Here is a 13,419-nt window from a genome sequence, read left to right on the forward strand (position 1 = left end):
TGCTGCTAGGTTATTGTAAGATGTTGTGGTTGCCTGAAAGGTATGCAGTTCAGCGAATCCCAGACCAACTGAGAGTCCGTACTAGGTAAGACAAAGGCCGCTGTTGAATCAGCGGCCTTTTTTGTCGGATCGGACGGAGTGCTTGGCGTCGCGGGCGACTCAGATTTTGACTTCGAACAGCGGTTCCTGAGGCGCCAGTTGGCGGCCATTCTCCTGTATGGTGTGCCAGACCGGCTGGCCCTGCACCTGAGCTTGGACGTCGCGTGCCAGCCGCACATAGGCTTGACTGTCGCGTGCGCTGGAGTAGGCCCGCAGCAGGGTGACCTTGGCGTGCAGATTGTCCGGATCGTCTTTCAGAGAGTCTTTCAACACCCGCACAGCTTCTTTGGTGCGGCCATAGGCAAGGTAGACTTCGGCTTCCCCTACCGGATCGATGCCGCGGTGGGTCGGTTTGGTGTAACGCAGGCGGCGCCAGAACTGGCGAAGCGAATAGTAGACAAGCATCAAGGCCAAACTGCTGGCCAGGGCCGTAAATACATCCATTCTGTTTCTCCCCCTCGGTGGTACAACATCTTATGTAGTCTGTTGATTATTCTGAAGAGGAAGGCGGCTTGGCAATCCGTATAAATCCGTAGCATTGCCTGGGCCGCCGCGGACTTAGCTGTTTTCGAGCAAAATCCTCTCCAGCAGGCTGGTGTCAAGGCCCGCCTGGATCGCTGCCTGGCCCAGCGAACGCAGCAGCACGAAGCGAACGGTGCCGGCCTCGACCTTCTTGTCATGGCTCATCAGCTTAAGCCATTGTTCTGCAGGCATAGCCGGCGCCTTCACCGGCAGGCCGGCGGCGGCGATCAGCCGGCGCACCCGCTCCACATCGGCCGCACCAAGCCAGCCTAACTCTGCAGAGGCGGCGGCGGCCAGCACCATGCCGGCGGCGACGGCTTCTCCGTGCAGCCAGGCGCCGAATCCCAGCCCGGCTTCTATCGCATGGCCGAACGTGTGCCCCAGATTGAGCAGCGCGCGCACGCCGTTCTCCTTTTCGTCCTCCGCTACGATGGCGGCCTTCATCTCGCAGCTGCGACGCACAGCGTATTGCAGGGCGGCGCTGTCGCGTTGCCGCAAAGCCGCCATATTCTGTTCCAGCCAGGCGAGGAAGTCGGCGTCGCCGAGCAGGCCGTATTTGATCACTTCCGCCAGGCCCGCGGACAGCTCGCGATCGGGCAAGGTCTCCAGCAGATCCATGTCGGCGATTACCGCCCGGGGCTGGTAGAACGCGCCTATCATGTTCTTGCCCTGCGGGTGGTTGATGGCGGTTTTACCGCCAACCGACGAGTCGACTTGCGCCAGCAGGGTGGTGGGAATCTGGACGAAGGGGGCGCCGCGCTGGTAGCAGGCGGCGGCGAAGCCGGTCATGTCGCCTATCACGCCGCCGCCCAGGGCGATCAGCGTGGTGCGGCGCTCGGCGTTGCCGGCTAGCAGCGAGTCGAAAATCAGGTTCAGCGTCTGCCAGTCCTTGTACCGCTCGCCATCGGGCAGGATCACGCTCGTGCAGGCCACGCCGCGGGCCCCCAGAGCCTGCTGCAGGCGATGGAGATATAGCGGAGCGACGGTTTCGTTGCTGACGATGGCCGCCTTGGGGATTGGCAGGTGGGGGAGCAGCAGGTCGACCTGTTCCAGCAGTCCGTGGCCAATATGTATCGGGTATCGGGTATCGGGCAGGATCAGGTCGAGAGTGATCACGAGTCGGCTTCCTTGGTGGTGGTCGGGGGGGGCAACTGGTCGATCAGGCGGCTGACCAGCAGATTGACGTTTTGCTGGGTGGTGTCGACGATGATGTCGGCAATTTCCCGGTAGAGAGGGTCGCGTTCGTTGAACAGGCTTTCCAGCTTGGCGCGCGGGTCGGCGATTTGCAGCAGCGGACGGTTCTTGTCGTGCTGGGTGCGGGCCAGCAGGTCATCGATCGGCGCGCGCAGGTAGATCACGGTGCCATAGCGCATCAGCACCTGGCGGTTTTCCTCACGCAGGACGGCGCCGCCGCCGGTGGCCAGCACGATGTCGTCTTGCCGGGCCAGGTCGCGGATCACGCAGGTTTCGCGATTGCGGAAACGCAGCTCCCCTTCGATGTCGAAGATGGTCGCCACCCGCACGCCGGTGCGCGCCTCGATTTCCTGGTCGGAATCATAGAACGTCTTGCCGGTGCGGCGCGCCAGCGCCCTGCCTACCGTGGTCTTGCCCGCGCCCATCAGGCCGACCAGAAAAAAATTGCCTGCCAGTCTCTCCATGGCAGGCATTGTAGCCGATGGATCGCGGCTCTGTCTCGGGCCAGTCAGCGCCAGTCAGCGCCCGGCGGCGACCAGATCGTTGACCACTTTGGGCGTGATGAAGATCAGCAGCTCGCTGCGCTTGTCTATCTTCTGGGAGCTGCGGAACAGCACGCCGAGCAAGGGGATGTCGCCGAGGAAGGGCACCTTGTTGACCACATTGTCCAGCTGTTGCTGGTAGATGCCGCCCAGCACCACCGTGCCACCGTTGTCCACCAGCACCTGGGTTTCGATCTTCTCGGTGGTCAGCGACGGGGTGCCGTTGACGGTCTGCTGGAAGTTGGCCGAATCCTTGTTGACCTTGATGTCCAGCATCACGTGGTTGTCGGGGGTGATCTGCGGCTTGACGTTGAGGCTGAGCACCGCCTTCTTGAACGATACCGAGGTGGCGCCGCTGGAGCTGGCTTCCTGGTAGGGAATTTCCGTGCCCTGCTCGATGGTGGCTTCCTGGCGGTCGGCTGTCATCACCCGCGGGCTGGAGATGATGCGGCCCTTGTCTTCGGCCTGCATCGCCTGCAGTTCCAGACCCAGGATCACCGAGTGGCCGACGTTGTACAGCGCGGTCAGCGTGCCGGAGGGGTTGGCGATCGGCAGGTTGACGCCGGACGGCGTGGTCTGGATCACGTAGGGCTGGCCGGTGTTGAGATTGGTGACGTTGGAGACCGCGGTGCCCAGCGGACTGCCGGAGATGATGCCCTTGGGGTCCATCCGGTCGTAGGTCAATTGGATACCGAGGTCGCGCTCCCAGTTGTCGGTGGCCTCCACGATGCGGGCTTCGATCAGCACCTGCTTCACCGGGATGTCGGTTTTGGAAATGACGTCGCGGATTTTGTCTATCACCGCGTTGATGTCGTTGACGATCAGGGTGTTGGTCTTGGGGTCGATCAGCACGCTGCCGCGCTCGGACAGCAGGCTTTCCTTCTTGCCGGAGGTGATGTCGCCGTCCAGCACCTTCTTGAAGTCCTCGGCGGAGCGGTAGCGCAGCACGAAAGTTTCGGAACGCAGCGGCTCCAGCGTGGCCAACTGCTGGCGGGCTTCCTGCAGTTGCTTGTCGCGCGCCAGCAATTCGTCGCGCGGGGCGATCTGGATGATGTTGCCGTTGCGGCGCTGGTCCAGGCCCTTGGTCTGCAGGATCAGGTCCAGCGCCTGGTCCCAGGGCACGTCCTTCAGCCTGAGGGTGATGTTGCCGGTCACCGAGTCGCTGGTGACGATGTTGAGGCCGGTGAACTCGGCTATCACTTGCAGCACGGTGCGCACTTCTATGTTCTGGAAGTTGAGCGATAGCTTGTCGCCCTTGTACACCGGCTTGCCGTTGTCGCTATTGGCCAGCGTTTCCAGCGCCGGGCGGCGCACTTCCACCACCAGCTTGCCGTCGGTCTGGTATGACGAATAGTCCCAGTCGCCCTGCGGCATGATCTGGATGCGGATGCCGTTGCCCTGGTTGACGGCGTCCACCTTGGCCACCGGGGTACCGAAGTCGGTCACATCCAGCCGGCGTATTTGCTGGCGTGGCAGCGCGGCGCCGGCGATGTTGACGATCAGGTTCTTGCCGTCGCGGCGGACGTCCACCGGCGTGTTGGCGCTGGGCAGGCTGAGCTCGATCCGGCCTTCGCCGTTGCCGCCGCGGCGGAAGTCCAGGCTGGCCTGGCCGCCGGACGTCGGATACCTGTTTTGCTGCGGGGCGTTGGCGGTAATGGTTTGTTCTTGCGGGGTGGCTCCCTGGGCCGGCGTCATCGAGCCGTCCAGCGTCAGCAGCAGCTTATTGCCGTTGATGACGCTGCGGTAGGAGGCATTGCGGGCAAGGTTCAGCACCAGCCGCGAGCGGCCGGCGGCTTCCACTGCGATGGCCGATTTTAGCAGCGGGCTGTCGATGTTCAGCGCGGGCTTGTCCAGCTTGACGGTGGTGTCGGCGAAATCGAGCGCGATGCGCGGCGGATTGGACATGGCGAAGCTGCCGGGCTTGACCGCCGGGCCGTCGAAGGTGATTTGCACGGTCTGCAGATTGCCGTCAACCTTGCCGGGCTCGATCGCCGTGATGGCCGGGCCGGCGCAGGCAAGGCCGCCAGCCAGGCACAGCATCAGTCCCGTCAGCCATCTGATCGAAAGTTTTTTCATTTGTTCTGCCCTTGTTCGTCAAGATACAGACTGCTGTTGCGCTGCACCCAATCTCCATTCAGATCCTCGACGGTTTCGGAAAGCACGACTTCCGAGTCGCTGATGCTGCTCACCTTGCCGAAGTTGGGGCCGATATAGTTGCCGGCCTCTATCCGGTAGATGGCGCCCTCCGGCGTGCGGATCAGCGCGTAGAGCGCGTTGCCCCGCTTCAGCGTGCCCACCATCGCAAGTTTGTCCAGATCATAATTTTCCAGCGCTTCGCGCGGGCGCTTCAGGTCGGGGGCGTTGGCCGAGTTCTGCCGCTTGCCGGCCTGCAGCTTTTGCGGATTGAACGGGTCGCTCAGATCGTATGCCTGGTAGTTGAAGGGTTTGTAAGTTTGCACCTGCGGCAAGGGTTCGATCTGGCCGCGCAAGCCCTGGCTGCTGCTGGCCATCCACTGTTGCAGATCCTCGGTGCCGGGGCCGCCGCATGCGCTCAGCAGCAGGGGCAGCAGGCCGATGAATGTTTTCCTCATCCTGGCGCGCCTCTCACTTCTGCTGCGCGGCGGGCAGGCCGCTGCGTTCGCTGGGCTCCAGCGCGCGGTAGGTGCGCGCCGTCGCGTCCATCGTCAACCGGTTGTCCTTGCCACCGCCCGGATTGAGGGCGATATCGCTGATGGTGACGATGCGCGACAGTTGGGCGACGTCGTTGACGAAGGCGGCGAGGTCGTTGTAGCTGCCCGACAGCCGGATGCTGATCGGCACTTCGGCCATTTCCGCCGAGCGCGACTCGGTGCCGGGCTTGAACAATTCGAACTGTAGGCCGCGCCCCAGGCCGGCCTGGTTGATTTCGGTCAGCAAGGTGTCCATGTCCGATTTGGTGGGCAGCTGTTTGAGCAGCGCGCCGAAGGAGGCGTCGATTTCCTTCAGTTGCTGTTGCAGCGCGTCCAGGTTCACCGCCTGGCGCTTCTTGTCGACGAAGGTTTGCTTGAGCTGGGCTTCCTGCAGGTGAGCCTGGTTTAGCTGGTTCAACTGGTCGCCCAGCACGAAGAAATAGCCCAGGCCGACCACCAGCAGGGCCAGAACGCACAGCATCAGACCCTGCGCCTGCAATGGCCAGTTGGGCATGTCCTTGGGATCCAGGCCGCGCAGTTCGTCCAGCGTCATGGCTTGGCTCCTTGCTGGCCGCCGGCCGGGGATTGGCGCAGGCTGGCGTTGAGGGTGAAGGCGCTGACGCGCTGGTTATTGACGACGGAGGACGAAACTTCAATCAACACCGGCGCTTCGAAGGTTTCCGATTGTCCCAGCATGCGCATATAGCTGGAGACGCGGGCGCCGGACTGGGCGTAGCCGGTCAGTACGATCTGGTTGCCGTTCTGCCGGAAGGTCTTGAGATAGACGCCGTCCGGAGTCTGGCGCACCAGTTGGTCGAACAGGCGCACCGCCTGGTTGCGGCCCTCCTGCAATCTCTCCACCAGTTGCTTGCGCGCCAGCAGGTCGTCGCGTTGTTTCTTCAGCTTGCCGATGTCCTTGATCTGGCCGTCCAGCTTGCCGATCTCGGCCTGCAGGTAGTGGTTGCGCTGTTCCTGGCGCGATAGCTGATGTTCCAGCACCATATAGGCCGTGCCCACCACCAGCAGGGCGAAAGCCGCGGTGGCGCCCAGCAGCAGCTGGAAGCGCAGCCGGTGCGCCGCCTTTTTCTGCTCGCGGTGCGGAAGGAGGTTGATCCGTATCATTCAGTCGAACCTCCTGAGCGCCAGGCCGCAGGCGATCAGCAGCGAGGGCGCCTCCATCAGCAGCTCCTTCAGACGGATGGAGCTGGATTGCACCATGGTGGTGAAGGGATTGGCGATCATGGTGCTGATCTGGGTGCGGCCGGCCACCGCGTCGTCCAGGCCCGGCAGCATGCTGCAGCCGCCGGCCAGCAGGATGTAGTCCACTCTCAGGTATTGCGACACGCTGACCGTGGTGTAGAAGAACTGCAGCGCGCGCTGGATTTCCTGAGCCAGCGAGTCGATGAAGGGGTGCATCAGCTCCGACTCGTAGCCGTCCGGCAGCGCCATGCTGCGCTTGCCGCTTTCGGCCTCGTCGAAGCTGATGTTGTAGCGGCGCTGGATGTCGCGCGTCAGCTGATGGCCGCCGAACGCCTGCTCGCGGTAGTAGATCTGCTGGCCGTTGCGGATGATATTGCAGTGGATGCGGGTGGCGCCGATGTCGAACATCGCGAAGGTCTGGTTCATGCCCTGGTCGGGCAGCTGGTGCTGGATCTGCTCGAAGGCGGTCATCATCGCGAACGATTCCACGTCCACCACCAGGGCGTGCAGGCCGGCCATCTCCACCACGGCCACGCGCTCCTCGACCTTTTCCTTGCGCGCCGCGCACAGCAGCACCTCCAGGTCGTCCATGCTGGATGGCGAAGGCCCCAGCACCTGGTGGTCCAGATTCACTTCATCCAGCGGAAAAGGGATGATCTGGTTGGCCTCGGACTCTATCATCTGGTCCATGTCTTCGGTCTGGCTGACCGGAACCAGCAGTTTTTTGTAAATGGCCATCGGCGTGGGAATGGCGATGGCGACATTGCGGATCGGGCTGCCCAGCCGCTTCCAGGCGCGGCGCAGCGCTTCGGCGATGCCGTCGATCTCCACCAGATTGCCATCGTTGACCGCCTCCTTGGGCAGCGGTTCTATCACGTAGCGTTCCACCTGGTAGTTCTTGCCGTTGCGCGACAGTTCAACTAACTTGACTGCCGTGCTGCTGATGTCCAAGCCAAGCAGGGGGGTATTCCGGGATTGCCCCAGTCCCAGTTGTTCTAGCCATGGCCGCCCAAGCCTCAGTTTGTCGACTAGCATCTGCGCCTCAATCCGGTCTCATGCAACAGATTTCCAACTGTCGCCGCCATTGTTTGTCTTGTTGGCTTTCACAAGACGTTATAATCCGGTTTCCAGTGAAAGCCCATCGTAAATATGCTCAGACGATTTCTTGCAATAATGGCAGGCGTGTTTCTAGGTGGTGTGGTGTTGCTGGCGGGAGCCGCCGCAATTGCCATCATCATAACTTATCCGCGTCTGCAAAGCCTTGATGTAATCACGGACTACCGTCCCAAGATCCCGCTCCGGGTTTACTCGGCTGATAATCAGCTGCTGGGGGAGTTCGGCGAGGAGCGGCGGTCGTTTTCCCGCATCCACGAGGTGCCCCAGTTGATGAAACAGGCGGTGCTGGCTGCGGAAGACGAGCGTTTCTACCAGCACAGCGGCATTGATTACCTTGGCATCATGCGCGCGGCAGTCGGCAACCTGGTGTCCGGCCATGCCCGCTCTGGCGCCAGCACCATCACCATGCAGGTGGCGAAGAACTTCTTCCTGTCCAGCGAAAAGACCTTCACCCGCAAATTCAACGAGGCGCTGCTGGCGTTCAAGATCGAACACACGCTGAGCAAGGACCAGATCCTGGAGCTGTACTTCAACCAGATCTACCTTGGGCAGCGGGCCTATGGCTTCGCCGCCGCGGCGCAGGCCTACTACGGCAAACCGATCAACGAACTGAGCGTCGCGCAGATGGCGATGCTGGCCGGCCTGCCCAAGGCACCGTCGGCCTACAACCCGATCGTCAATCCCGAGCGCGCCAAGCTGCGCCAGCAGTACGTGCTGCGCCGCATGCGCGAGCTGAATTTTATCACCCAGCCGCAATATGATGAGGCCTTGAGCGAGCCGTTGAAACTGGCCAGCCAGGCGGCCGATACCAGCCAGCCGGGACAGTATGTTGCGGAAATGGTACGCCAGGCGATGTACGAGCGTTACAAGGAGGCTGCTTACACCGAGGGCTTCAAGGTCTACACCACGCTGGACAGCCGCCATCAGAAATGGGCGTACGACGCTTTGCGCGCCGGCCTGGTTGATTACGACCGCAAGATGGGCTACCGCGGCCCGGAAAGCACCATCGATCTGCCCAGCGGCGACGGCGAGGACCTGACCGAGGCGCTGGACGAGGCGATGGGCGATCTGCGCGACAGCGGCGATATGCTGCCGGCCATCGTGCTGTCGGTCAGCCCGTCGGAAATCCAGGCGTATATGCGCGGCGGCAAAGCCATTTCGATCAAGGGCCCCGGCCTGGAATTCGCGCGCCGCGCGCTGAGCAGCAAGGCGTCGGCGCAGCTGCAGATCCGCCGCGGCGCGGTGATCCGCGTGTCGGCCAATGCCAAGGGCTACTGGGAAATCGTGCAGATGCCCGAGGTGGAAGGCGCCTTCGTATCGCTGGATACCCGCACCGGCGCGATCAAGTCGCTGGTGGGCGGTTTCGATTTCAACCGTCGCAGCTTTAACCATGTGACCCAGGCCTGGCGCCAGCCGGGCTCCTCGTTCAAGCCGTTCATCTATTCGTCCGGCATCGAGCGCGGCATCACGCCGTCCACCATGATCAACGACGCGCCTCTGTCGGTGCCGGGTATCAACGGCCAGAACTGGGAACCGAAGAACGATGACGGCAAATTCTCCGGCCTGATCACCTTGCGGCAGGGCCTGACCCGCTCCAAGAACCTGGTGTCGGTGCGGGTGCTGATGGCGGTGGGCACCGACTACGCGCAGCAGTACATCCAGCGCTTCGGTTTCTCGGCCAAGCAGCACCCAGCCTATCTGCCGATGGCGCTGGGCGCCGGTTCGGTGACGCCGCTGCAGATGGTTGAGGGCTACTCGGTGTTCGCCAACGGCGGCTACCGCACCAAGGCCTACTTCATCGACCGCATCGAAGACCAGTCCGGCCGCGTGCTGGCCAAGACCGTTCCCACCGTGGCCGGGCAGAACGCGCAGCAGGCGATAGATCCGCGCAACGCCTTCATCATGAACTCGATGCTGCGGGATGTGGTGCGCTACGGCACGGGCTCCCGCGCGATGAGCCTGGGCCGCACCGATCTGGCGGGCAAGACCGGCACCACCTCGGATTGGAAGGATGCTTGGTTCGTCGGCTTCAATCCGAACCTGGCTGCCGCGACCTGGGTGGGTTTCGACCAGCCGCGCTCGCTGGGCCGCTACGGTTACGGCGGCACGGCGGCGTTGCCGATCTGGATCAACTACATGGGAAATGCGCTGAAAGGCCAGCCGGAAGTGGAGCGGCCGGTGCCGCAGGGCATCGTGGTGAAGCCGGGCGCGGGCCAGCGCGGCGGCGACGAGTACTACTATGAAGAGTTCCAGAAGACCAATCCGGAACTGCACATCGATAACCAGGGCACCGTGCCGGGCAGCGGCGAGGACGCCAGCGCCCCGGCCGCCGACGACAGCGGCAAGCCTGCGGCCCAGGATGCGGTGGAAAACGTCAAGGACCAGCTGTTCTAGAGCGTGTTGCAGCAATGAAGAACCCCGGCGCATAGCAATCGCGCCGGGGTTTTTTCATGGCTGGTGGGCGTTACTCGATCGGACAGGATTGCCGGCTGGAATCGCGGCTCAGCGCGCATTGGATGTCTGCCGGATGCAGCACGTCGTTTTCTATGCCGCGTCGGATCAGCGACATCAGATAGTGCCGGCCGAAGATGGGCGAGCCTTCCCATTCGCTGCCCTGCTTGCCAAGCATGGTGGGCAGGGTGATCAGGACTTTTTCCCCATCAATGACGTCTACCGCGAATTCATCTTCATGAATGCATTCAGTAAGGTTTGGGCTATGCATGGCGAAGCAACCTCAGGAGTGGCGACAGAGTTTTGGATTTGAAATGTTCTACTGCAATATGGAGGTGATGTCAGGAGCGAAACAATTTACTGTCTTGCTTGATATTATATTATCATTTCCCGGCAGGCAATAAGCAGGGCTGCTAGTCAAGTTTAAAAAATACTAATTAGAAATATATCTATAAAGTTATTTTCAATTAAGATTGCTTTGCTGGTTTTGTTTTTAATTAATACGGGTTGGATAACGGGTCTGGGTTTGCAATGAAAGTTTCGCCGCTTTATATTTGGCGTCCCGATTGCCGTCGCAAGAGCGCGGCGGCAAGTTTTCATGGCGGTTTGATTTCGATTGGCCGGCAATGCGCCGCCATTGATCGAATGGGCGCGGTTTCAGTCAACGGTTTGGGATGAGTGAATGGTGAAAGGCGTGGAAAAGGCGCAGCCGGTCAACGATGGCTTGCTGAACGTTATTGCCGGCAATTTGGCCAGCCTGATGCAAAGGCATGGCGTGGACGCCATGCGGCTGAGCGACGAGACGGGTCTGGGCATTGCCACGATCAACAATCTGCGGCGTGGCGTCGGCAACCCCACGCTTTCCACGCTGGGCGAACTCGCCCGCTACTTTCAAGTCAGCATAGGCGAGCTGGCCGAAGCGCGGCTGGACCCGGCCGCTCGGCCGCGGCAAGCGGTCTTTTCCATGCCCTTGGTCGGTATTGGCCATGTCGGCGATTTCATCGACACCGAGGTGGCCGATCAGGGGCATTACTGCGCGGAGGTCGCCGGCTACGCCGACCGGCCGCTGTTCGCGGTGCTGGTCAACAATGACACGTTGTACCCGCATTACGCGCAAGGCACGGTCTTCGTCATGGTGCGGGAAAGCCGACCGCAGGATGGGGACATCGTGCTGATGCGGATCGGCGCCAATCCGCCGTGCTTGCGGCGGGTTTATGTCGAGGAGGAGTTCTTGCTGTTTTCATCGATAGCGGCGCTGAACGATGTGGCGCCGTCGCTTTATAAAAACTATCAGGTGCTGGCCGTGGTATTGAAGGCCATCAAGACATTGTCGGGGGACGCGCGGTGAACGAGTTTCGCTTGTATGGATTGATAGTTGGCTTGACTGTCACCATCATGATCATTTGCGATTCGCTGGTGTACAAGACGGTGGATATCTACAGTTTGAAAATCACCGCCAGCGGCATCGTGTTTTCGCTGTGCTATCTATTGTCCACCATTTCCACCGAGGTGTACGGCTACAAGCTGGGCGGCCGCACGGTATGGATCATCGTGATCTGCCAGACCCTGTTCGTGCTGATTCTCAACGGCTTCGCGCTGGTCCAGCCGGACAACAATGCCATCTCCAAGCAGTACTATCAGCTGTTCCACGAATTCTGGCGGGTGATGGTGGGGACCTGGATTTCGGTGCCGGCCTCCTACTTCTGCAACGGTTTCATCGTTTCGCGGCTGAAAATATTCTTCGCCGGCCGTTTCTTCTTCGTGCGCTATCTGCTCGCCTCGATGCTGGCGCAGGCGGTGCTGTTGCTCACCGCCTATCCGATCAGCCTGTCCTCCAAGTACAGCGGGCATGAGCTGGTCAACATCATTGCCACCACCTGGTCGTACAAGGTGGTGATGTCGGTGCTGCTGCTGCCGCTGGGCTACTACCTGGTTTCGGTGATCAAGAAGATAGAGCGCACCGACTATTTCGACTGGGAAGTCTCCTACAACCCGCTGACGGTATTCCGCGATAACAATGGCGATATCGAGCGCAACCGGTTTGAAAGCGCCAAGGCATGAACATCCTGCAATTGACCGATCTCCACCTGTTTGCCGCCCCGGGCGGCCGGCTGCTGGGTCATGACACCCACGCGGCCTTGCAAAAGGTGCTGGCTGCGGTGCGGGCGTTGGGGCCGGATGCGGTGGATGCGGTATTCCTCACCGGCGACGTGTCGCAGGACGAATCCGAAGAATCGTACCGGCTGGCGGCCGAGGCGCTGGCCGGTCTGCAACGTCCCGTCTATTGGATGGCCGGCAATCACGATTGCCGGCCGACGATGGCCAGGGCGTTTGCCGATTATCCTTTCTTGCAGCCGCTGGAGGTGTTGGCGTTGGCCGGCTGGACCTTCATCGGCGTGGACAGCTGCGTGGCGGGGCGGGACGAGGGGCGGATCAGCGCCGACAGTCTGGCCCGCTTGAGCGAGCGGCTGGCGGCGGTGGAGCAGGGCCGCGCCGCGGTGGTGCTGCATCACCATCCGCTGGCGGTGGGCACCCCGCTGCTGGACGATTGCATGCTGCGGCAGAGCTCGCAGTTCTGGCAGGCGGCGCAGGCGGAGCGCCTGGAACTGGTGATTTGCGGCCATGTGCACGGCGACCATAGCATGCCTTACCGCGGCCGCATGCTGGAGGTTGGTCCAGCCACCTGTTTCCAGTGGCAAAAGGGCGCCAGCGACATCGATATCGATGACAAGCAGGGTTACCGGCTGTTCAGCTTCTCCCCGGATGGCTACCGGGTGGCCACCTCATTTGCGTGAGCGCAGCGGCACCACATTGGCGGCGGCTTCGCCGGCCTCGGTCCGGCCCTGCTCGGCCAGCGCGCGCAGCTGGCCAGATACCTTGCGGCCTTTGTTGAACCCGGTTTCGTAGGCGATCTTGCAGATCTCGTGCGGCGGCAGGCGCTGAAACAGATCCAGATTGCCGCAGATGCTTTCCCCGGAATACACCTCTTCGCGGCCATGGCTGGCAATCCGGTACTGATTGCCGCGCAGGGTTTCCGTCACCTGGCATTCGCCGGCGCTTTCTTTCAGATTGTTCTCGTACAGTGCGATGCCGATCAGATCCTTGGGATTGATCGCGGCCAGAATCTGGACATTGCCGATGATGTCCCTGTGGCGAAGTTTGATGATGTCATGCGTGCCGTATTGCTTGAAAACGTAGACGGTGGCGTTGCTCTCCCGGCTGGGCAGGATTTCGCACAGCGAGAGCTGGTATGGCGGGTTGAACACACCCACAATCCAGTGCTTGAGGTTGCGCAGGCTTTGAAGCGGCATCGGGTTCTCGTGAACTGCAGCGAAGGCCTTGCCGGCATGGCTTTGCGGCAGAGCTTCAGGTTTTGGTTTTGGGGGTAAGGGCGTGGGGCCGGACTCATCGAACTTTCGGGCTCGGCCAGGATGGCATGACGTCGGGTCCGAGCCTCAAGCCGGGCATGGCGCAGTATAACCAGGGAAAACGTAAATGTCATATCAATTTTATTATTAATATCAGTATGATTCTTATGAGAATTATTTTGGGGTGTGAGTGAGATGCGCAAGGTGGAGGCATGGCAGAGTGCCTGACCTTTATCATTAATTTTCATGCCAAGTTCT

14 protein-coding genes are annotated in these 13,419 nt (G+C 61.4%); 4 read left to right on the top strand and 10 right to left on the bottom strand.

From position 1 onward, the window contains the following. Window positions 1-159: 159 nt before the first annotated feature. From BI347_RS03510 to BI347_RS03545, 8 genes are all read right to left on the bottom strand, one after another. Window positions 160-543 carry a type IV pilus assembly protein FimV gene (locus BI347_RS03510; RefSeq protein WP_239690812.1) on the bottom strand — a complete coding sequence of 128 codons (384 nt, stop codon included), beginning with the start codon at window positions 541-543 and terminating at the stop codon, window positions 160-162. A gap of 114 nt (window positions 544-657) precedes the next feature. Beyond that, entirely contained in the window at window positions 658-1,737 is a 1,080-nt protein-coding gene (gene aroB / locus BI347_RS03515; RefSeq protein WP_071111152.1) for a 3-dehydroquinate synthase, read from the bottom strand. After that, the gene (gene aroK, locus BI347_RS03520; RefSeq protein WP_071111151.1) at window positions 1,734-2,288 is read right to left on the bottom strand and encodes a shikimate kinase AroK; all 555 of its coding nucleotides are present in this window, start codon (window positions 2,286-2,288) and stop codon (window positions 1,734-1,736) included. The genes aroB and aroK overlap by 4 nt, the downstream gene beginning before the upstream one ends. A gap of 45 nt (window positions 2,289-2,333) precedes the next feature. Continuing rightward, entirely contained in the window at window positions 2,334-4,433 is a 2,100-nt protein-coding gene (locus tag BI347_RS03525; RefSeq protein WP_071115311.1) for a type IV pilus secretin PilQ, read from the bottom strand. Then, entirely contained in the window at window positions 4,430-4,948 is a 519-nt protein-coding gene (locus BI347_RS03530) for a pilus assembly protein PilP (RefSeq protein ID WP_071111149.1), read from the bottom strand. Before BI347_RS03530 ends, BI347_RS03525 begins: the two co-directional genes overlap by 4 nt. Window positions 4,949-4,961: 13 nt before the next feature. Continuing rightward, window positions 4,962-5,579 (bottom strand): type IV pilus inner membrane component PilO, encoded by a 618-nt coding sequence (locus BI347_RS03535; protein WP_071111148.1) that lies wholly within the window; start codon window positions 5,577-5,579, stop codon window positions 4,962-4,964. Then, a complete protein-coding gene (locus BI347_RS03540; protein ID WP_071111147.1) occupies window positions 5,576-6,148 on the bottom strand; it encodes a PilN domain-containing protein in 573 nt (190 codons plus the stop codon). The genes BI347_RS03535 and BI347_RS03540 overlap by 4 nt, the downstream gene beginning before the upstream one ends. Continuing rightward, the gene (locus BI347_RS03545) at window positions 6,149-7,261 is read right to left on the bottom strand and encodes a pilus assembly protein PilM (RefSeq protein WP_071111146.1); all 1,113 of its coding nucleotides are present in this window, start codon (window positions 7,259-7,261) and stop codon (window positions 6,149-6,151) included. It lies immediately after the preceding gene. 114 nt (window positions 7,262-7,375) lie between these two features. On the opposite strand from BI347_RS03545, the gene BI347_RS03550 reads away from it, so the two are divergent. Continuing rightward, window positions 7,376-9,736, top strand: coding sequence for a penicillin-binding protein 1A (locus tag BI347_RS03550; protein ID WP_071115312.1), 2,361 nt, complete (start codon window positions 7,376-7,378; stop codon window positions 9,734-9,736). A gap of 70 nt (window positions 9,737-9,806) precedes the next feature. Here BI347_RS03550 and BI347_RS23435 read toward each other — a convergent pair whose 3' ends face one another. Beyond that, window positions 9,807-10,064 carry a hypothetical protein gene (locus BI347_RS23435; protein WP_071111144.1) on the bottom strand — a complete coding sequence of 86 codons (258 nt, stop codon included), beginning with the start codon at window positions 10,062-10,064 and terminating at the stop codon, window positions 9,807-9,809. A gap of 411 nt (window positions 10,065-10,475) precedes the next feature. Between BI347_RS23435 and BI347_RS03555 the strand changes: the two genes are divergently transcribed. Genes BI347_RS03555 through BI347_RS03565 form a run of 3 tightly spaced genes read left to right on the top strand, consistent with a single transcriptional unit; the run spans window position 10,476 to window position 12,588 of the window. Then, window positions 10,476-11,141 carry a helix-turn-helix domain-containing protein gene (locus BI347_RS03555; protein ID WP_071115313.1) on the top strand — a complete coding sequence of 222 codons (666 nt, stop codon included), beginning with the start codon at window positions 10,476-10,478 and terminating at the stop codon, window positions 11,139-11,141. A gap of 32 nt (window positions 11,142-11,173) precedes the next feature. Beyond that, window positions 11,174-11,854, top strand: a complete 681-nt coding sequence (locus BI347_RS03560; protein ID WP_204377995.1) for a VUT family protein — start codon at window positions 11,174-11,176, stop codon at window positions 11,852-11,854. Beyond that, window positions 11,851-12,588 carry a metallophosphoesterase gene (locus BI347_RS03565; RefSeq protein WP_071115314.1) on the top strand — a complete coding sequence of 246 codons (738 nt, stop codon included), beginning with the start codon at window positions 11,851-11,853 and terminating at the stop codon, window positions 12,586-12,588. Before BI347_RS03560 ends, BI347_RS03565 begins: the two co-directional genes overlap by 4 nt. Here the strand turns inward: BI347_RS03565 and BI347_RS03570 are convergent. Then, complete coding sequence (locus tag BI347_RS03570) at window positions 12,577-13,104, bottom strand: hypothetical protein (RefSeq protein WP_071111140.1); 528 nt, start codon at window positions 13,102-13,104, stop codon at window positions 12,577-12,579. The two genes, BI347_RS03565 and BI347_RS03570, sit on opposite strands and share 12 nt — an antisense overlap. Window positions 13,105-13,419 lie beyond the last annotated feature (315 nt).

Origin of the sequence: Chromobacterium sphagni (assembly GCF_001855575.1) — a bacterium.
Taxonomy (GTDB): Bacteria; Pseudomonadota; Gammaproteobacteria; order Burkholderiales; family Chromobacteriaceae; genus Chromobacterium; species Chromobacterium sphagni.

Excerpts from the sequence above, each read along its gene's own strand:
- BI347_RS03565 (WP_071115314.1), top strand. The coding sequence starts at position 11,851 with ATGAACATCCTGCAATTGACCGATCTCCACCTGTTTGCCGCCCCGGGC.
- BI347_RS03545 (WP_071111146.1), bottom strand. The coding sequence starts at position 7,261 with ATGCTAGTCGACAAACTGAGGCTTGGGCGGCCATGGCTAGAACAACTG.
- BI347_RS03555 (WP_071115313.1), top strand. The coding sequence starts at position 10,476 with ATGGTGAAAGGCGTGGAAAAGGCGCAGCCGGTCAACGATGGCTTGCTG.
- BI347_RS03550 (WP_071115312.1), top strand. The coding sequence starts at position 7,376 with ATGCTCAGACGATTTCTTGCAATAATGGCAGGCGTGTTTCTAGGTGGT.
- BI347_RS03510 (WP_239690812.1), bottom strand. The coding sequence starts at position 543 with ATGGATGTATTTACGGCCCTGGCCAGCAGTTTGGCCTTGATGCTTGTC.
- aroK (WP_071111151.1), bottom strand. The coding sequence starts at position 2,288 with ATGCCTGCCATGGAGAGACTGGCAGGCAATTTTTTTCTGGTCGGCCTG.
- BI347_RS03525 (WP_071115311.1), bottom strand. The coding sequence starts at position 4,433 with ATGAAAAAACTTTCGATCAGATGGCTGACGGGACTGATGCTGTGCCTG.
- BI347_RS03535 (WP_071111148.1), bottom strand. The coding sequence starts at position 5,579 with ATGACGCTGGACGAACTGCGCGGCCTGGATCCCAAGGACATGCCCAAC.
- BI347_RS23435 (WP_071111144.1), bottom strand. The coding sequence starts at position 10,064 with ATGCATAGCCCAAACCTTACTGAATGCATTCATGAAGATGAATTCGCG.
- BI347_RS03530 (WP_071111149.1), bottom strand. The coding sequence starts at position 4,948 with ATGAGGAAAACATTCATCGGCCTGCTGCCCCTGCTGCTGAGCGCATGC.
- BI347_RS03540 (WP_071111147.1), bottom strand. The coding sequence starts at position 6,148 with ATGATACGGATCAACCTCCTTCCGCACCGCGAGCAGAAAAAGGCGGCG.
- BI347_RS03570 (WP_071111140.1), bottom strand. The coding sequence starts at position 13,104 with ATGCCGCTTCAAAGCCTGCGCAACCTCAAGCACTGGATTGTGGGTGTG.